We start from the raw sequence: 18,155 nt of genomic DNA, 5'->3' as shown, positions 1-18,155 counted from the left end.
GGCGGGACCGGGCGGCTTCGGCGTGGTGCGGGCCGAAGCTCGCCGGCCTGGGGACGACTCGTGGAGGTGCTGCGGGGTTATCCGGCGCGTCAGCACGGCCGGTCCTGGGGGGCGTGGGCCGAGGCCCGGGTGAGGGTGCGGGCCGAGTGGATCAGCAGGGTCAGCGCGGCCGCCCCGCAGGCGAGCGCAGGGACGCTGCCGGGGCCCCAGGCGTCGGACACGGTCTTCACCGGGACGGCGAGGAAGCCGCATCCGGGCAGGCGGCCCGCGAAGACCGTGGCCAGGGCCGTCGCCTCGGCCGTGGCAGTGGCGGTGAGGGCGAGCGCCGGAGCATGGGCGAAGCCGTGCGTGGTGAGGAGGCGGGCGAGGAGCAGCAGGACGCCGAGGGCGACGGTCTGGGCGTAGGCCGCGCTCTCGCCCAGGGCTGTGCCGCACAGGGCGAGCAGGGCCGTCAGGGCGCACAGGAACAGGGCGAACGTGCCGAGCAGCAGTGGCCGCACGGAGGCGGCGAACTCCTCCAGGCCACGGCTGGCGGTGAGTCTGCGACGGGCGCGTACGGCGAACAGGTGGGCGCACCAGGCTGCGGGGGCGCAGGACAGGGTGAGGGCCAGGACGGGGGCCGTGGCGAGGGGCCAGGGGCCGTCGGCGCTGCCGGTGGGCGGGCCCCCGGGGCCTCCGGCCAGGGCCGCGCGCAGGAGGCCGTCGCCGAGGACGGCGTAGGCGACGAGCCAGTACGTCCACGCTCGGCTGCCGGACCCGTGCAGGGCGGATCCCGGAGGTGTGCGGTTCGTGGTGCCGAGGGGGCCGCGGGTGAGCGCGGCGCGCAGGGCGAGGGCCACGGCGAGGACGCCGACGCCGGCCGCGATCGCTCGGGACTGTCCGTGGGTGAGGTGCAGGGCGGCCACGGTCGCGGCGCAGAGTGCTCCGGGCAGGAGGGTGAGCAGGGCCCAGTCGGCGCGCGCCCGGGGAGTGTTGAGGGGTGCGGGGTGGGCAGGGGCGTCGTCGTCGCGGCCCACGCGCGCGTACATCTCCTCCGCCAGGGAGAAGACGTCCCGGTGACGGAAGCGGGTGGCGGTCCGGTCCGTGAGGCCGTGGGCCTCAAGGCCCGCCGCGATCTCCAGGGAGTCCACCGCCCGCTCGCACAGCTCACGGTGACGGTGCATCAACGCCTTCACGGGGTCGGCGCCGGTCCGCCGGGGGGCAGGTTGCCGCCGGGCGGCCGGGGCGTCGACATCGGCATCGCCATCGGCATCGGCACGCGTGCGTACGGGCGCTTCGGTGTCGGCGCCCATGCGCACCGGCGCATCCACGTCGCCACCCGGGCGCACCCAGGCCTCCGCCTCGCCGCCCCCGCGCGCCGGTGTCCCGTCACCGTCGGGCAGACCCGGTGCCCCTTCGCCTCCGGCGCCGTACGCGGTGGGAGTCTCCTCGGCGAGCCACCCCTGCGACCGTTCGTCCCAGGCTCCGGGGCTGTCCGGCATGCCGGGACGGTCCAGTGCTCCCAAGTCGCTCATCGCGCACCCCCCGTGGCCGGCATCGCGGGCCTGGCCGGCGTCGGCGGCGTCGCGCGTCCCGGTGCGCTCGCCGCCGCCCAGCCGGGGCCGCCGCGGGCCACGACACGTGCTGCCGGGTCGGTCCAGCGGCCGGGCACACGGGCCTCGGCGGGGGCGGCGAAGGGCAGGGGCTCCCCGGCGGCGTCGAGGACGACTCGGCGCACCGGCGTGTGCGACACGATCTCCAGGTAAATGCCGTGAAATGCCGTGGTGTTCTGCTCGACGGTGAACAGTTCGAGCGCACGCGCGCGTGCGGCGGCACCCAAGCGCTCACGGCGCTCGGGGTCGCGCAGGAGCGCCAGGCACGCCTCGGCGAGCGCCCGCGGGTTGCGCGGCGGTACGACGAGCCCCGTGCCGCCGATGACCTCCACGACCGCGCCGACGTCCGTGGACACCGTCGCGCGGCCGCAGAACATGGCCTCGACCAGGCTGATCGGGAATCCCTCGACGACGCTGGACAGCACGGTCACGGCGCCTGCGGCGTACGCGTCGGCGAGGTCCGGGAGTTCGGGGCCGCCGACCTCCTGGAAGGAGACGGGGTTGTCGCCGACGGAGTGCGGCCCTTCGGCCTCGTCGGGGAAGAGCTGCGCGGCCAGCACCCGGCAGTGCCCGAGATAGGCCTCGCCCTCGGCGCCGGCCGGTGTGCCGACGATCCGCAGCCTGGCCCTCGGCTCCTCCTTGCGGATCTCCGCGAAGGCGTGCAGCAACGAGACCAGGTCCTTGGCGGGTTCGACGCGGCCGACCCAGACCAGGGTGTCGGGATCCGCGCACTCCGGGGACTCGCCGACCTCCGCGAAGCGGGAGGCCTCCATGCCCGGGTAGACGGTGCGGAGTTTCGCGCGGTCGGCACCGCAGCGCTCCTGCCAGCGGCGTGCGTGCGCGTTGCCGGGCGTGACGACCTCGGCCCGGTCGTAGATCTCGGCGGCGAGCCTGCCGTGGAAGGAGGCGAGCAGGGACCGTACGGCGGGTGGAGCGTCCGTGGCGGCCAGGTAGTGCGTGCGCAGCCGGACACCGTACTCGGTCACCAGCAGGGGTACGCCGTGGAAGTGGCCGGCGAGCAGGCCGGGCAGGGCCGCGGGGCCGCCGGATGTGGCATGGCACAGGTCTACCGAGCCGAGCCCGTCGTCCTCGAACCAGTCGAGCGAGAGGGGGCGCAGGGTGTGTTCCAGATGTGCGGCGACGGCGAGCAGATCCGGTACGCGGGCCTCGCGCGCCGCCCTCAGGGCGCCGGGCGCACGACAGGCGCGCTCCAGGGCGCGTACGGCCGTCTCGGAGCGGAGCGCTCCCACCAGCCCGCCTTCGTCGCGGGCGAGTTCGGCGAGCCCGTACAGCGCGCTGCCGAAACGGTCCGCCTCAGTGGCGGGGGTCTTCCCGGACGCCTCGGAAGGGTCCCCGGCGCTCCCCGCGCACAGCGCGGTCGCCAACTCGCCGTAGCACTCGGCGAACCGTCGGCGCGCCCGCCGCCCGTACCGGATCCCGTCGTCGTCGGCCGTCCACAGCGGCGCCGTACGCACGCGGCTGACCTGCGGCGGCAGCGGGATCCAGCCCTCGTCCTCCTGGCGCTCGGTGCGGCTGAGCGCGTAGACGTCGAACTCATGCTGCCCGAGCCCGCGCACGAGCCGGTCGCACCAGAGCCTGGCGTCACCGCTCACATACGGATAGCCACCCTCCGTAAGCAGTCCGATGCGCACGAGCGCACCCCCGATCTCCCGTTTGGAGAGCCGCCGTTGACCCGGCGGCTCGCAGCGGGAAGAACGTATGCGGACAAGGCGGTGGTGCGACGGACGGTTGTCCGTCGCACCACCAGAAGGGGTGAACGCTCGTAACTTTCCCGTGCGGGTGGCGTTCGATCGCGCTAAGAGATCAAGCAGTTACGTTACGTCAGGCAGCGGCCAACTCCCGCCGGGCCGCCCTGCGTCGGGCCGCGACCTGGGGGTCGAGCGCCGGCACGGCGGCCAGGAGCTGCTTGGTGTACGGGTCCTGGGGGTTGTCGTAGACCTCGTCGGCGGGTCCGGACTCGACGATCCGGCCGGCGCGCATCACCATGACCCGGTCGCTGACCTGACGCACGACGGCGAGGTCGTGCGCGACGAAGACGAGCGCGAGCCCGAGTTCGCGCTGGAGTTCACCGAGGAGGGCGACGACCTGGGCCTGCGTCGTCACGTCCAGCGCGGAGACGGGCTCGTCGCAGACGATGACGCGCGGGTCGGCCGCGAGTGCCCGCGCGATGCCCACACGCTGGCGCTGGCCACCGCTGAACTCGTGCGGGTAGCGGTCGTAGTGCGCCCCGTCGAGCCCCACGCGCTCCAGCAGTTCCCTCACGCGCCCCCTGATCCGCTTCTCGTCCCGCTCCCCACGCGCGCGGAGCGGGTCGGCGATCGACTCGCCCACGCTGCGGCGGGGATTGAGGGAGGAGACGGGATCCTGGAAGACCATCTGCACGGCCGGGTTCACGCCCACGCGCGCGTGCCCGTCGTACCGGACCTCCCCCGCGGTCGGCTCCAGCAGCCCGACCAGCATGCGCCCCAGGGTCGTCTTGCCGCTGCCGCTCTCGCCGACGACGCCGAGGGTCTCGCCCCGGCGGACGGTCAGCGACACGTCGTCGACGGCCGCGAACGCCCGCTTGCCGCGCCCGAACTCGCGCCTGAGGCCCTTCGCCTCCAGGGCGACCTCGTCGGACGCCTCCGAGGGCGCGCGCGGCGCGTCCACGCGCGGGACGGCGCCGAGGAGTTCGCGGGTGTACGCCTGGGCGGGCGATCCCAGTACGGTGCCGACCGGCCCGTGTTCGACCACGCGCCCGTGCCGCATGACGAGCACCTCGTCGACGCTCTCGGCGGCCACGCCCACGTCGTGCGTGACGAGCAGCAGCCCCATGCCGGTCTCCTCGCGCAGCGTGTGCAGCAGGTCGAGGATCTGGGCCTGGACGGTCACGTCGAGCGCGGTGGTCGGCTCGTCGGCGATCAGCAGGCCGGGCTCACAGGCCAGCGCCATGGCGATGAGCGCGCGCTGCCGCATGCCGCCGCTGAACTCGTGCGGACGGGACCGCGACCGGCGCCGTGCGTCCGGAATTCCCACCCGGTCCAGTACTTCCGTCGCACGCGCGCGTGCCGCTCGTCGCGACACGCGCGTGTGCACGCGGTACACCTCGGCGATCTGGTCGCCGATCGCGTAGTACGGGTCGAGGGACGACAGCGGGTCCTGGAAGACCATGGCCGCCTTCGCGCCGCGCAGCCGCCGCAGGCCGTCCTCGGACACCTGCTGTACGTCGACGCCCGCGACCTCGATCGAGCCGCCGACCCGCGCGCCGGTCCCGCGGTGCAGCCCCAGCAGGGCCGAGGCGACCGTGGACTTGCCGGAGCCGGACTCGCCGACCAGGGCCAGGGCACCGCCCTGTTCCAGGCTGAAGGAGAGGCCGTCGACGGCCCTGAGGTCCCCGAACTCGACGGACAGATCCGTGACTTGGACGAGACTCACGTCAGTACCACCCGTCGGTCGGCCACCGCGTACAGCACGTCGGCGACGGCGTTGGCGAGGACCACGAAGAAGCCGATCACCAGGACCATGCCGACGACGACCGGGAGGTCCACGACGGTCACGGCATGCACCAGTTCCTGGCCGATGCCGGGCAGCCCGAAGAGCGACTCGATGAGCACGGCGCCGCCCACCGCACTGCCGAAGTCGTTGGCGTTCAGGGCGATGATCGGTGCCATGGCGCCCCGCAGGGCGTGCCGGCCCACGATGGACCGCTCGCCCACCCCGTAGGCGCGGAAGGTGCGGATGTGGTCCTCGGCGAGCGTCTCCAGCATCGACGCCCGGGTGAGCCGGGCGAAGTAGGCCGACTCGCTGAGGGCGAGGGTGAACCAGGGCAGCAGCAGGCCCCAGGCCCACTGCTCGGGGTCGTCGGAGAAGGAGACGTACTCCGGGAAGGGCAGCAGCTCCAGTTGCCCGCAGACCACGATCATCAGGACGAGGCCGATGACGAAGACCGGCGTGGAGATGCCCGCGAGGGTGATGCCGGTCAGCGCACGCTCGGTGAACCGGCCGCGACGCCAGGCGGAGAGCACCCCGGTGCCGACGCCCAGCAGGAGCCAGAGCACCATCGCTCCGACGACCAGCGACAGGCTGACGGGCAGCTTCGTCAGGATGATCTGGGTGACCTGCTGGTCGGTCTGGTACGAGAGCCCGAGACAGGGTGCCGAGCAGTGCTCGACGGACGTGCCGGTCGAGTAGTCCTGGCCGACGACGATGCCTTCCAGGAAGTGCCAGTAGCGCAGGTACAGCGGGTCGCCGAGCTTGAGCTGCTGGGCGACCTGGTGGACCTGTTCCGGTGAGCAGCGGGGGCCGCAGGTGATCTGGGCGACGTTGCCGGGAGTGGCGTAGAAGACGACGTAGATGATCACCGAGATGGCGAGCAGGGTGATCACGGTGGCCACGGTCCGGCGCAGCGCGAAACCGGTGAAGCCGCTCATGACCGCGCCTCCTGCTCGGCGCCCGTGTCCGCCTTGGCCTCCTGCTTGCGGCCCGTGCCCACGCGCAGGCGGGAGGCCGCGCGCGGGTCCAGGGCGGTGCGGATGCCGTCGCCGAGGACGGTGAGGGCGAGCACGGTCACGAACAGCGCGCTCGCCGGCAGCAGCAGGTACTGCGGGGCGGCCTGATACCAGACGTTGGCGGAGGTGAGCATCTGTCCCCAGGACGGCGTCGGAGGCTTCACACCGACACCGAGGAAGGACAGCGAGGCCTCGATGGCGATGTTGGCCGGGACCATGAGCGCGGCGTAGGTGATGACGGGCGCGGCGAGCCCGGGCAGCAGTTCCCGGCGGGCGATCCGCCAGGTGCTCCAGCCGCTGAGCCGGGCGGCGGAGACGTAGTCGAGTTCCTTCAGGCTGAGCGTCGCGGCGCGCGCGATCTTGGCGATGGTGCCCCAGGCGACGAAGCCGATGATGAGCGCGACCAGCACCGGCCTCGGGAAGCTGCTGGGCACGATGGCCAGCAGAGCCAACGCCATGATCATCAATGGCAGGGCGACGATGATGTCCGCGAGCCGGCTCAACAGTTGATCAACCCATCGGTTGCCGAGCGCGGCCGCGACGCCGACGACGACACCGAGGAAGACCTGCACGGCGGTGGCGGCGAGCGCGACGCCCAGGGAGACCCTGGCGCCGTAGACCAGCCGCGCGAACAGGTCGCGTCCGGTCTGCGGTTCGACGCCGAGCCAGTGGTCCCCGCTCACGCCTCCGAAGGAGCCGATCGGTACGCCTCCGCGCGCGGAGTCGACGAGCGAGGGGTGGTACGTGGTCGGGTCCTGGCCCTCGATCGCCGTGAGCAGCGGCGCGGCGAGCGCGACCAGGACCAGCAGCGCGACGACGGCCGCCGCGACGAGGGCGGCGCGCTGCGTACGCAGCCGCCGCCAGAACTGACGGGCCCCCGAGGTCCCCGAGGAGGACACCTCGGGGACCTGGGTGGCGACAAGTGCCTCGCTCACGGCGCTACTTGACCGCGACCTGCGAGATGTCCAGCACGCCGGTCCAGTCGCTGATCACGACGTTCTTGATGTCGCTGCCGACCAGGCGCTTGTAGACGGGGTGGAACAGCGGCACGGTCAGGGCCTGCTCACCGATCTTCTTGTCCAGTGCACCCCACCTCTTGGCGGCCGCGTCAAGATCGGTCAACTTGTTGATCGCGTCAATCTCGTCATTGACCGACTTGTCGTTCAACAGGCCGTTGTTGAAGTTCGAGCCGTCCTTGACGATCTGCCGGCCGTCGAAGATCGGGGCGAGGAAGGGACCGCCGGAGGGCCAGTCGGCACCCCAGTGGGCGAGGAAGAAGCCGGGCTCGGTCTTCACGTTGTGGATCTTGTCCCGGTAGTCGTTGTCCTCCAGGCCCTGCAGCTTGACCGTGATGCCGGCCTTCTTGAGCGCGTCCTGGATCGCGGTCGCGATCTCCGGGCTGGTCTCGAAGTCCTTGGCGTTGGAGTGGCTCAGGGTGATCGTGAGCCCGCTCTTGTAACCCGCCTGGGCCAGCAGCTCCTTGGCCTTGGCCGCATTGCCCGTCTTGCCTGCCGGGAAGAGGTCGTAGGGCGTGTAGCCGAAGGACTTCTGGTTCGGCAGGTAGGTGGTGGCCGCCTCGGCGAGCGCGGAACCGCCGGCCGCGTTGATCACCGACGACCGGTCGATGGCGTACGAGATCGCCTGCCGCACCTTGACGTTGTTGAACGGCTTGACGGTCGGGTTGAACGCTATGTAGTTCGTGTAGCCGAAGTGGCCCGTGCCGACGCGCGCGGCCAGGCTCTTGTCGCCCGACACCTTGGCGAGTTCGGCCGGACCGAGGTTGGTGTCCGTCGTGACGGCGGACGCGTCCGCGCCCTGGGACGCGGACAGCCGCTGGTTGATCACGGAGGAGTCCAGACCGGACCGCACGTCGACCTTGTCCGGGTAGGCCTTGCGCTCGTCGTCCACGGCCGTGGACCAGTACGTGTTGCGCTCCAGGACGAGGCGCTCACCGTCGTTCTCGTTCTTGACGACCTTGTAGGGGCCGGACGAGATCGGGTGCTCCTCGTACTTCGTACCCGTGTCCTTGGCCTTGGGTACGGGCGTGAACTGCGTCTGCGTGGCCAGGTACGGGAACTCGCCCTCGGGCTTGTTCAGGTGGAAGACGATGGTCCGGCTGTCCGGCGTCTCGATCGCCGACAGGCCCTTCGCGTCCTTCTTGTTCTTGTACGGGCCCTGGTAGCCGGCCGCGCCGACCAGCCAGTCCCTCAAGTAGGGGGCGCCGCCGGACAGTTCGGGCGCGAAGGAGCGCTCGATGCCGTACTTGATGTCGGCGGAGGTGATCGGCGTGCCGTCCTCGTACTTGAGACCCTTCTTCAGGGTGTACGTCCACACCGTCGCGTCCTTGTTGGGGCGCCCGGTGTCGGTGGCGAGGTCCGGGACGACCTTGGCGCCGGCCGCGCCGTTCTCGCGGTTGCGGGTGGTGAGCGTGCGGAAGACCAGCGACGGGACGTTGCCGCCGCCGGAGGTGTACAGACGCGCGGGGTCGAAGTCCGTCTGGGCCTCGGAGTTCAGGACCGTGAGCGTGCCGCCCTTGTGCGGGGTGGAGTCGCCACCGGAGCCCTTGGCATCGTTGTCCTTCGGCCCGCAGGCGGCGGCGCCCGCTGCCAGAACCAGGCCTACGGATGCCGCGGCCACACGGCGCGCTGTGGTGGACGGTTGACGCATCGGAATTGACGACCTCTCGGGTGGTTCGGACCGGTTGGCCCGAATCGTGAGACGGATGGACGAGGAGTGAGACGAAAGTGAACAGACCTCTGCCCGGGCGTCAGGTCGTCGAAATTCGTGACCGAGTCACTGCGACCGAATCACAGTGACTGGCTCACGAAGGGAAGAAAGATCGCGACGCGAACGCCTGAAGGCGGACGTCAGCGACAGTGGATGTCGGCCACGCACAGCGGGGTCACGCCGATGAGCGCCAGCTCGAAGGCGGCGCGCGCGAAGGCATGGGGGGTCGACATGCCCAGAAATATGTATGAACTTTCTGCGCATGTCAACGTGACATATGAGGCGCCTGTCAACTCGCCGGGTACGGCCAGGGATTGGGCAGACAGTGGATCCCGTCGTGGTCGAGGAACTTGGTCTGCTGCTGCATGACCGGCGCGAGCTGGCCGTTCTTGCTGCAGGAGACGTGGCCGTGGCCGAGCCGGTGACCGACCTCGTGATTGATCAACATCTGCCGGTAGGCGTGAATTTGATCACCGTAGGTCTGGGATCCCTGTGCCCACCTGTACGCGTTGATCATCACGCGCTCGGTGGAGGCCGAGTCGCACGAGACGTTGTCCTCGGTGGTGTCGAGGCCGGACTTGGCGCACCATTCCGCCGTCGTTCCCGGGCTGGCGAGTGTGATCACGAAGTCGGGCTTGCCGGTGTGGATGCGTTCAAAGGTCCGGGCGCCGTGGTGCGCCCAGCTCCGGTCGTCGTTCAGCGTCTTCTGTACGGCCTGGGCAAAGAGTGCGCCGTCGAGCCCGAGCCCCTGCTCCACGTCCACGCGGTAGGTGTACTTCTGTCCCGTGCCTGGCGCCTTGTCGAACCCGGGGACCGCGTCGAACTTCCCCGGCCCCTTGAGCGTCGCGCCGAGCGGGTACTTCTCCCCCATCGCCTGCGCATAGGTCAGCGTCGCCACGCTCGGCGACGAGGACGGCCGCGCGTCCGAGCCCCGGGCGTCCCGCGCCTGGTCGGTGGCGGACCGCGTTCCTACGGCGTCGTCGTCGCGCCCGTCCGTGACCTGCCCGGCGACGATCACGGCCAGCACGGTGGTGACGGCGGCGGCCGCGATTCCGGTGAACGTCCGCCCTTTGCCGCCCTTGGCCTGCGCCGGCACACCGGTCGGCACACCGGCCGGCGGCGCGTCGTCGTCGGTCTCGGAGGGGACTCCGACGCCGGTGCGCGGATCCCAGTCGGTGACGGAGGCGTACGGGTCCGAGGCGTGTGCGGAGACGGCGTTGCGAGGCGCGAAGACGTCGTCGTCCTCGCCGAAGGCGTCGAGGTAGTCCTGCCGCGGCCCGCCGGGCGGCGCCTGCCGCTGCCGCGGTATGGGGACGCCGGACCCTCTCAGCTCACCCCATCCGCCGCCGCCTTCACGCTGCTCGGGGTGACCACCACGGACTTGGGGCGTGCCGCGGGCAGGGGTGCCGTCGGCGAGCCGGGGAACACCACGCGCGGGCGTGCCGTCAGGAAGAAGCGGCACCCCACGCGCGGGCGTACCGTCCGCAAACCGCGGCACCCCATGTGCCGGCGTACCGTCCGCCGGCCGCGGAACCCCACGGGCAGGCGTGCCTTCCGCCCTGCCCGGCGTCCCGTACGTCGAAGGCTGCTGCCCGGACGGCGGCCCGGGCACCCTGCGCCCACCGGCACCGCCCTGCGGTCCCTGCCCCGGCCCTTGGCCCTGCCCCTGCGGCACCGGCCCCTCCGAGCCCCGAGCGCCGCGACGCCCCCTGGCGCCCCAGGGCCCCGTGGAAGCTCCAACTCCCTCAGGCCCCGCAGGAGCCGGGTATCCCGCAGAACCGGCGGAAGCCCCGGCCCTGCCGGTACCCGCAGCGGTTCCGGGCCCCCCGGAGCCGCCGGAGTCCCCGGATTCCCGCCCGTCGCCCGTGTCCCCGGCGTCCTTCGCGGAGGTCGGGCCTCCGCGGCGGCTGTGGCGTCCCACGTCGGCCCTCAGCTCCCCGAGCTCTCGGCAGCGGTCTCGCCGTCGCCGACGACCGCATCACCGCCGTCGGCGGAGGCCGAGCCGTTGACGGCCGGCTTCCCTGGTGGAAGACCCGCTGCCAACTCGCCCGCATCGCGGAGGAGTTCGTGGAAGGCGCGGGCCACCGTCTCCGGGTACTCCATCATCGCCACGTGCCCCGCCTCCGGCAGGGTGAGCAGGCGGGAGTCGCGGAAGGCGCGAGCCGCCCGCCGCGCCATGCGGTACCCGACGAGTTGGTCGCGGCCGCCGTACACGAGCAGGGTCGGGGCGAGGACGCGCTCGGCCTGGCGCCACAGCCCGTGCTGGCCGCCCAGCGTGTACGCGTTCACGATCCCGCGCGCGGAACGCGTCATCGCGTCCCAGAAGTACGGCAGTTGAAGGCGCCGTTCCATCTCCTCCACGGCGTTGCTGAAACCTTCCGGCGATACCCGTCCGGGGTCGCCGTAGCACAGCGCCGTCACCCCGTTAACGCGCTGCTCCGCGGTCCACTCCCTGGTGAGCCGGGTGAACAGGCCGGTGACTCCGGGCAGCGCCAGCAGCGCCGTCGGCACCGCCGTCCGCTGGACGAGGATCTCCGGCAGCGCCGGCGACACGAGCGTGAGCGTCCGCACCAGGTCGGGGCGCAGTGCCGCGACGCGGGTGGTGACGGCGCCACCGAGTGAGTTGCCGAAGAGGTGCACCGGCCCGCGGCCGGACCCGTCGAGGAAGCGGATGACCGCGCGCGCGTGCCCGGTGACCGAGTAGTCGCCGTCGTCCGGCGGCGGGGAGTCGCCGAATCCGGGGAGGTCGACGGCCTCGCCGTCGACGACCCCCTCCAGCTGCTCCATCAGCGCCGACCAGTTCTGCGAGGAACCGCCGAGCCCGTGGACGTACAACGCGGGCGGCAGCCCCTCGCGTGTCGGTGGTCTCGACCGCACCGTCAGCGTGATCCCCGGCAGTCCGACCGACCTGAGCCGCTCGCCCTCCGCGACCCTGACGGGCGCCACCTTCGGGAGCACATTGGTCGCCGGCACGGACGGCAGCTCGGTCGAAGACATGCGGCAATGTTACGAGACGATCACGTAGTGGCTCGTGTGTTCGGCTGTGTTCGCCGTCACAGATCGCGTTCACACCGCATAGCGTCCGGATGCCGTGTCTCCTAGGCTCGTATTGAGGGCACCCGCTGTGGCCCCTGCTTCTTTCAGGGACATTCGTAGGAAGGGAGCCCAACCATGGCCATAGACCCCACCGATCCCGAGACGTTCGAGGTCGAGGACGCGCAGGAAGCCCAGGAGATCGACGTCGAGGCCCCGGAGAACGACGCCGCGGAGCAGCTCGCGGGCCTGACGCCGGACCGCGACGACCCTCTCGAGGACGTGGACCCGGCCAAGGCGAACGAGGCCGACATCATCGAGCAGCGCCGCGTCGTCTCCATCGACGAGGACGATTACCGCTGACGAGGGATGACGAGGGACACGGAGGCGCCGGAGGGTGCCACTGAGCTGGAACGGCGCTGCCTGATGCCCGTTTCAGTCCGGTTTGAAACTCTCTGCGCGGCTTTCGTCACCGTCCGGTCCGTGAAATTCTGCGCTCGCACCGCGCACACCAGGGTTACCGAAAAGTACGATGGCGGCGCGGCGCACACCGCATGTGGACGATTTTGGGAGGCGGCGTGACAGCCATCGAGCAGACAGAGGCAGCACGCCCGCGAGGCACGCGCCTGCCGCGCCGTGCCCGACGGAACCAGTTGCTGGGCGCCGCCCAGGAAGTCTTCGTGGCGCAGGGCTACCACGCGGCCGCCATGGACGACATCGCCGAGCGTGCCGGCGTCAGCAAGCCGGTGCTCTACCAGCACTTCCCGGGCAAGCTCGACCTCTATCTCGCCCTGCTGGACCAGCACTGCGAGTCGCTGATCGGGGCGGTACGCGAAGCGCTCGCGTCGACGACCGACAACAAGCAGCGCGTACGGGCGACGATGGACGCCTATTTCGCGTACGTCGAGGACGACGGCGGCGCCTTCCGCCTGGTCTTCGAGTCGGACCTGACGAACGAGCCCGCCGTGCGCGAGCGCGTCGACAAGGTCACGACCGAGTGCGCGGAGGCGATCTGCGAGGTCATCGCCGAGGACACCGGCCTGTCGCGCGCGGAGTCGATGCTGCTGGCCTCCGGTCTCGGCGGTCTCGCCCAGGTGGTGGCGCGTTCGTGGCTGCACAGCGACCGCAGCGTGCCGCGCGACCAGGCGGTGCAGTTGCTGACTTCGCTGGCCTGGCGCGGTATCGCGGGCTTCCCGCTGCACGGCATCGAACAGCACCACTGACGGCGCGGCACTCCTCTCCGGCGGGCATTTGTTCCCGTCGCCTGTTCGCTCTTGGCGTTCCGGGGCGGAGCGTGTTCGTCCCCTCACCGGGCTAATGTGTGCTGGGTACGGCGCGTAAAGGTCGCGCACTTCACTGACCGTCGGAGGGACTTAGCCGTGGAGGTCAAGATCGGCGTGCAGCACGCGCCCCGCGAGATCGTTCTGGAGAGCGGTCAGAGTGCCGAGGAGGTCGAGCGGATCGTGGCCGAGGCACTTGCCGGGAAGTCGCAGCTGCTGACCCTCGTGGACGAGCACGGCCGCAAGGTCCTCGTCCCGGCCGAGCGCCTCGCCTACGTCGAGCTCGGCGAGCCGGCCCCGCGCAAGGTGGGCTTCGGAGCGCTGTAGGCACACATCATGGGAAGGGGTCCGGCAGCCGATGGCTGCCGGACCCCTTCCCGTTTTCCGCAAGATTTTTTTCTCCACGTCTGGAGCACAACTCGCACACAGGGGAGGATTGCATTCCGCAGGTCACGGGTATGACGGGCTACGAACGTGATACTCACCGTGACGCGCAGTGTGGCCGTGGGAGGGACCCTCATGATGTTGTTCGAAGCGCTCGGCTCCGCCCTGCTCGGCCTCGTGCTGGCGTGGGGCGCGGACCGCCGTCTCTCCCACCGCCTGCCCGCCCGTTCGCTCGTGCTGGCGACGGGTGTCACCGGAGCCCTCTTCGGCGCCTTCGTCACCGAGAGCGCCTTCGACCCCGGTTTCGCGCTGCTCGTCCTGATCGGCGCGGCGATCGTCTCGACCGCCTCCCTGTCACTGCTGCTGCGCCCGGCGGGAAGACTCCGCCGCCGCTCGGCCCCGGCGTAGGCATACGGCGCCGGTTCGAGCGACGGCGCGGGCAGCGTCCGTAAGGGCGCGGGGCTGTACCGATCTGTGGCTGCGGCGTGGGCTGCGCCGGCCCCATCCCGCCACAGCCCCCACCCCGCCTCAGCCCTCAGCCTCCGCGTCAGCCCTCACTCGCACCGCCGCAGTCCTCACCCCGCCGCAGCCGCGCATACGACCGGGCCACGCGCGGGGGTGCTACGCGGCCAGGCCCAGCGCGGCCATCCGCTTCGTGTGCGCCTCGGTGATCCGCGAGAACATCCGCCCGACCTCGGCGAGATCGAACCCGTCGGCCACACCCCCGACCAGCATCGTCGACAGCGCGTCCCGGTCCGCGACCACCCGCTGGGACTGCGAAAGGGCCTCGCCCATCAGCCGCCTCGCCCACAGCGCCAGCCGGCCGCCCACGCGCGGATCGGCGTCGATGGCGGCCCGCACCTTCTCCACGGCGAAGCCGGCGTGCCCGGTGTCGTCCAGAACGGCCAGCACCAGCTCACGCGAGTCCGAGTCGAGCCGGGCCGCGACCTCCCGGTAGAAGTCACTGGCGATCGAGTCGCCGACGTACGCCTTGACCAGCCCTTCCAGCCAGTCCGAAGGCGCCGTCTGCTTGTGGAAGCCGTCCAGCGCGGCGACGAACGGGTCCATCGCGCGCGTCGGCTCCTCGCCGATCTCCGTGAGCCGGTCCCGCAGCCTCTCGAAGTGATGGAACTCGGCCGACGCCATCTTCGCCAGCTCCGCCTTGTCCGCCAGCGTCGGCGCCAGCTTGGCGTCCTCCGCGAGCCGCTCGAACGCGGCGAGCTCGCCGTACGCGAGCGCGCCGAGCAGGTCGACGACCGCGGCGCGGTACTGGGGGTCCGCGGACGACCGGTCCCAGTCCTGGGCGGCCACTCCGGTGTGCTCGGCGGGTGCGTCAGAGGTGTTGTCAGGCGTCGTCATGAAGCGCACAATAGTCCGCTTGCCGGGCCGCGGAAGTCCCTGGTCAATCAGTGTGATGACGGCTACGTGACCAAATCGGCCACCGCATGTGCGAGATTCCGGGGTATGGTGGTAATGCGCCTGCCGACTACTCGACGGGCCGCACGTATGAGGATGCCCGGTCGGTGGCCCGATCGGCTCCGACCCGACAGCCCTCCTTGTCCGTACGGCACATTGCGTACGGCGTTCGGAGGGACATCCCTCAGCGGTACGAGCGCTAGAGCGTCGGCAGTGGTCCCGTGCGTTACGGCAAGCCCGTAAGGCAGCCGACGTCCCCCGGCACGGTCCGTCAAAGACCCCCGCGCTCGCCTCGCACCGCGCACACAGAAGAGGCAGCACCCTGACTACCACGTTCAGAGATCTCGGCATCCTTCCCGAGACCGCCGAGGCCCTCGAAGCCGTCGGCATCATCACCCCCTTCCCCATCCAGGAGATGACCCTCCCCGTCGCCCTCTCGGGCACGGACGTCATCGGCCAGGCCAAGACCGGCACCGGCAAGACGCTGGGCTTCGGTCTCCCGCTCCTTGAGCGCGTCACCGTCCCCGCGGACGTGGAGGCGGGGCGCGCGAAGCCCGACGACCTGACCGACGCCCCGCAGGCGCTCGTCGTCGTCCCCACCCGTGAGCTGTGCACGCAGGTCACCAACGACCTGCTGACCGCGGGCAAGGTGCGCAACGTACGCGTTCTCGCCATCTACGGCGGCCGGGCCTACGAGCCCCAGGTCGAGGCCCTGAAGCGGGGCGTCGACGTGATCGTGGGCACCCCGGGCCGCCTTCTGGACCTCGCGGGCCAGAAGAAGCTCAACCTCAAGCACATCAAGGCACTTGTCCTCGACGAGGCCGACGAGATGCTCGACCTGGGCTTCCTGCCCGACGTCGAGAAGATCATCAACATGCTGCCGCCCCGCCGCCAGACGATGCTGTTCTCGGCGACCATGCCGGGCGCGGTCATCGGACTCGCGCGCCGCTACATGTCACAGCCCACGCACATCCGCGCCACCTCGCCGGACGACGAGGGCGCGACGGTCGCGAACACCACGCAGCACATCTACCGCGCGCACAACATGGACAAGCCCGAGCTGGTCGCCCGCATACTGCAGGCCGACGGCCGGGGCCTGGCCATGGTCTTCTGCCGTACCAAGCGCACCGCGGCCGACCTCGCCGACCAGCTCAAGCAGCGCGGCTTCGCGGCCGGCGCGGTCCACGGCGACCTCGGCCAGGGCGCCCGCGAGCAGGCGCTGCGCGCCTTCCGCAACGGCAAGGTGGACGTCCTCGTCTGCACCGACGTCGCCGCCCGCGGCATCGACGTCGAGGGCGTGACGCACGTCATCAACTACCAGTCGCCGGAAGACGAGAAGACGTACCTGCACCGCATCGGCCGTACCGGCCGCGCGGGTGCGAAGGGCATCGCGATCACGCTCGTCGACTGGGACGACATCCCGCGCTGGCAGCTCATCAACAAGGCGCTGGACCTGGGCTTCAACGACCCGCCGGAGACGTACTCCACCTCCCCGCACCTCTACGAGGAGCTGAGCATCCCCGCGGGCACCAAGGGTGTCCTGCCGCGTGCCGAGCGCACCCGCGCGGGGCTCGACGCGGAGGAGCTGGAGGACCTGGGCGAGACCGGCGGCCGCGGCGCACGCGGTGGCCGCGGTCGCGGTGGACGTGACGAGCGCGGTGGACGTGACGAGCGTGGCGGCCGGGGCGAGTCCCGCCCCGCCGAGCGCGAGCGCGAGCGCCCGGACCGTACGCCGCGTCGTCGCCGCCGTACGCGCGGCGGGTCGACGGTGGACGCGACGGCCACTCCGAACATCTCCGCCGAGGTCTCCACGGAGGTCTCGTCGCCCGAGGAGGCCTCCGGCCCCCGCACCCTGCGTCGTCGTCGCCGCACCCGTGGCGGTTCGGGGTCGGAGCCGGTGACGGCCGCGGCCACGGCGCCCGAGGCAGCGGAAGCCGCCGTCACGACGGCGGAGGGCCCCGCCCTGGACGCAGCCCCCGAGGCCCCGGTGCCGTCGCGTCGCCGCCGCACCCGCAAGTCCGCGGAGACGACGGCAGCGGAGACGGTTGCTCAGGAGACGCCGTCGGTCGCGGAGGCTCCGGCAGCCGTGGCGGCCCCCGAGCCCGAGGCTCCCGCCGCCAGGCCGCGCCGCCGCACCCGCAAGGCGACGACCGCTGCGGAGGCCGCGGTCGACACGGCCGAGGCCACCACCGAGTCCGCCCCGGAGCCGGCCGAGACCACACCGCGCCGCCGGACCCGCAAGGCGACGGCAGCGGCGGAGACCGCGGTCGACACGGCCGAGGCCACGCAGGCCAAGCCGCGCACCCGGACCCGCAAGACGGCCGCCGCCACCGAGACCCCGGTCGACACGGCCGAGGCCACGGAAGCCAAGCCCCGTACCCGGACGCGCAAGACGACGGCTGCCGCCGAGGCCACCGTCGACACCGCCGAAGCGGTCGAGGCGAAGCCCCGCACCCGGACGCGCAAGGCGGCCGCCGTCGCCGAGATCCCGGCGCAGGCCGCCGAGGAGCCGGTGGCCAAGCCGCGTACCCGGACCCGCAAGGCGACGGCTGCGGCGGAGGCCGCGGTCGACACGGCCGAGGGCACGGAGACCAAGCCGCGCACCCGGACCCGCAAGACGGCTGAGGCCGCCTCGGAAACCACCGAGGCGGCAGCTCCCCGTCGGCGTACGCGCAAGGTCGTCGAGTCCGCCGACGTCGCTGTGGCGCCGGAGGCCACCGAGGCGAAGCCGCGCCGTACGCGCAAGGCGACGGCTGCGGCGGAGGCCGCGGTCGACACGGCCGAGGGCACGCAGGCCAAGCCGCGCACCCGGACCCGCAAGACGACCGCCGCCACCGAGACCCCGGTCGACACGGCCGAGGCCACGGAAGCCAAGCCCCGTACCCGGACGCGCAAGGCGGCAGCGGCCCCCGCGGTCGACACGGCCGAGGCCACCGAGGCCAAGCCGCGCCGCACCCGCAAGGCCGCCGTCGCCGCGATCCCGGCGCAGGCCGCCGAGGAGCCCGAGGCCAAGCCCCGCACCCGCGCCCGCAAGGCCACGGCATCCGCCGAGGCCACCGCGGACGCGGCCGAGGCCAAGCCCAGGACGCGCCGTACGCGCAAGGCCACGGCCGCAGCGGAGTCCGCGGAGAGCTGATCCCTCCCTCACCGACGGCCCGGTCCACCTCGTGTGGACCGGGCCGTCGGCGTTCCGGCACCTGCCTTCATGCCTGCCC

The 18,155-nt window shown here is 71.9% G+C and carries 15 protein-coding genes; 5 read left to right on the top strand and 10 right to left on the bottom strand.

Going from position 1 to position 18,155, the window contains the following annotated elements; translation table 11 throughout:
• Positions 1-89: 89 nt before the first annotated feature.
• From OG870_RS30500 to OG870_RS30460, 9 genes are all read right to left on the bottom strand, one after another.
• Positions 90-1,514 (bottom strand): hypothetical protein, encoded by a 1,425-nt coding sequence (locus OG870_RS30500; protein ID WP_266844039.1) that lies wholly within the window; start codon positions 1,512-1,514, stop codon positions 90-92.
• Positions 1,511-3,244, bottom strand: coding sequence for a DUF3492 domain-containing protein (locus OG870_RS30495; protein WP_266844041.1), 1,734 nt, complete (start codon positions 3,242-3,244; stop codon positions 1,511-1,513). The genes OG870_RS30500 and OG870_RS30495 overlap by 4 nt, the downstream gene beginning before the upstream one ends.
• Before the next feature lie 190 nt (positions 3,245-3,434).
• Positions 3,435-5,027: an ABC transporter ATP-binding protein gene (locus OG870_RS30490; protein WP_327691712.1), complete on the bottom strand. Its 1,593-nt coding sequence runs from the start codon at positions 5,025-5,027 to the stop codon at positions 3,435-3,437.
• On the bottom strand, positions 5,024-6,022 hold the full coding sequence (locus OG870_RS30485; protein ID WP_266521183.1) for an ABC transporter permease: 999 nt from the start codon (positions 6,020-6,022) through the stop codon (positions 5,024-5,026). Before OG870_RS30485 ends, OG870_RS30490 begins: the two co-directional genes overlap by 4 nt.
• Complete coding sequence (locus OG870_RS30480) at positions 6,019-7,035, bottom strand: ABC transporter permease (protein ID WP_266521177.1); 1,017 nt, start codon at positions 7,033-7,035, stop codon at positions 6,019-6,021. The genes OG870_RS30485 and OG870_RS30480 overlap by 4 nt, the downstream gene beginning before the upstream one ends.
• Before the next feature lie 4 nt (positions 7,036-7,039).
• On the bottom strand, positions 7,040-8,767 hold the full coding sequence (locus tag OG870_RS30475; RefSeq protein WP_327691711.1) for an ABC transporter substrate-binding protein: 1,728 nt from the start codon (positions 8,765-8,767) through the stop codon (positions 7,040-7,042).
• Between the two features lie 200 nt (positions 8,768-8,967).
• Positions 8,968-9,060: an Ms4533A family Cys-rich leader peptide gene (locus tag OG870_RS30470; RefSeq protein ID WP_323178453.1), complete on the bottom strand. Its 93-nt coding sequence runs from the start codon at positions 9,058-9,060 to the stop codon at positions 8,968-8,970.
• Positions 9,061-9,116: 56 nt separating this feature from the next.
• Positions 9,117-10,502 carry a DUF3152 domain-containing protein gene (locus OG870_RS30465; RefSeq protein WP_443063443.1) on the bottom strand — a complete coding sequence of 462 codons (1,386 nt, stop codon included), beginning with the start codon at positions 10,500-10,502 and terminating at the stop codon, positions 9,117-9,119.
• A gap of 254 nt (positions 10,503-10,756) precedes the next feature.
• Complete coding sequence (locus OG870_RS30460) at positions 10,757-11,824, bottom strand: alpha/beta fold hydrolase (protein WP_266589778.1); 1,068 nt, start codon at positions 11,822-11,824, stop codon at positions 10,757-10,759.
• 174 nt (positions 11,825-11,998) lie between these two features.
• On the opposite strand from OG870_RS30460, the gene OG870_RS30455 reads away from it, so the two are divergent.
• From OG870_RS30455 to OG870_RS30440, 4 genes are all read left to right on the top strand, one after another.
• Complete coding sequence (locus OG870_RS30455) at positions 11,999-12,223, top strand: hypothetical protein (protein ID WP_266521149.1); 225 nt, start codon at positions 11,999-12,001, stop codon at positions 12,221-12,223.
• 215 nt (positions 12,224-12,438) lie between these two features.
• Positions 12,439-13,083, top strand: a complete 645-nt coding sequence (locus OG870_RS30450; protein ID WP_266521147.1) for a TetR/AcrR family transcriptional regulator — start codon at positions 12,439-12,441, stop codon at positions 13,081-13,083.
• Positions 13,084-13,239: 156 nt separating this feature from the next.
• Positions 13,240-13,467, top strand: a complete 228-nt coding sequence (locus OG870_RS30445; protein ID WP_142142321.1) for a DUF3107 domain-containing protein — start codon at positions 13,240-13,242, stop codon at positions 13,465-13,467.
• Positions 13,468-13,662: 195 nt separating this feature from the next.
• Complete coding sequence (locus OG870_RS30440; protein ID WP_266523694.1) at positions 13,663-13,932, top strand: hypothetical protein; 270 nt, start codon at positions 13,663-13,665, stop codon at positions 13,930-13,932.
• Between the two features lie 213 nt (positions 13,933-14,145).
• On the opposite strand, the gene OG870_RS30435 is transcribed toward OG870_RS30440, so the two are convergent.
• On the bottom strand, positions 14,146-14,883 hold the full coding sequence (locus OG870_RS30435; protein ID WP_266521145.1) for a ferritin-like fold-containing protein: 738 nt from the start codon (positions 14,881-14,883) through the stop codon (positions 14,146-14,148).
• Between the two features lie 472 nt (positions 14,884-15,355).
• Here OG870_RS30435 and OG870_RS30430 point away from each other — a divergent pair, with 472 nt between their 5' ends.
• Positions 15,356-18,076: a DEAD/DEAH box helicase gene (locus OG870_RS30430; RefSeq protein ID WP_327691710.1), complete on the top strand. Its 2,721-nt coding sequence runs from the start codon at positions 15,356-15,358 to the stop codon at positions 18,074-18,076.
• Positions 18,077-18,155 lie beyond the last annotated feature (79 nt).

The organism is Streptomyces sp. NBC_00461 (assembly GCF_036013935.1).
In the GTDB taxonomy this organism is placed as follows: domain Bacteria; phylum Actinomycetota; class Actinomycetes; order Streptomycetales; family Streptomycetaceae; genus Streptomyces.
Note: the sequence above shows the minus strand (reverse complement) of the source record. Positions and strands in the feature narration are given on the sequence as shown.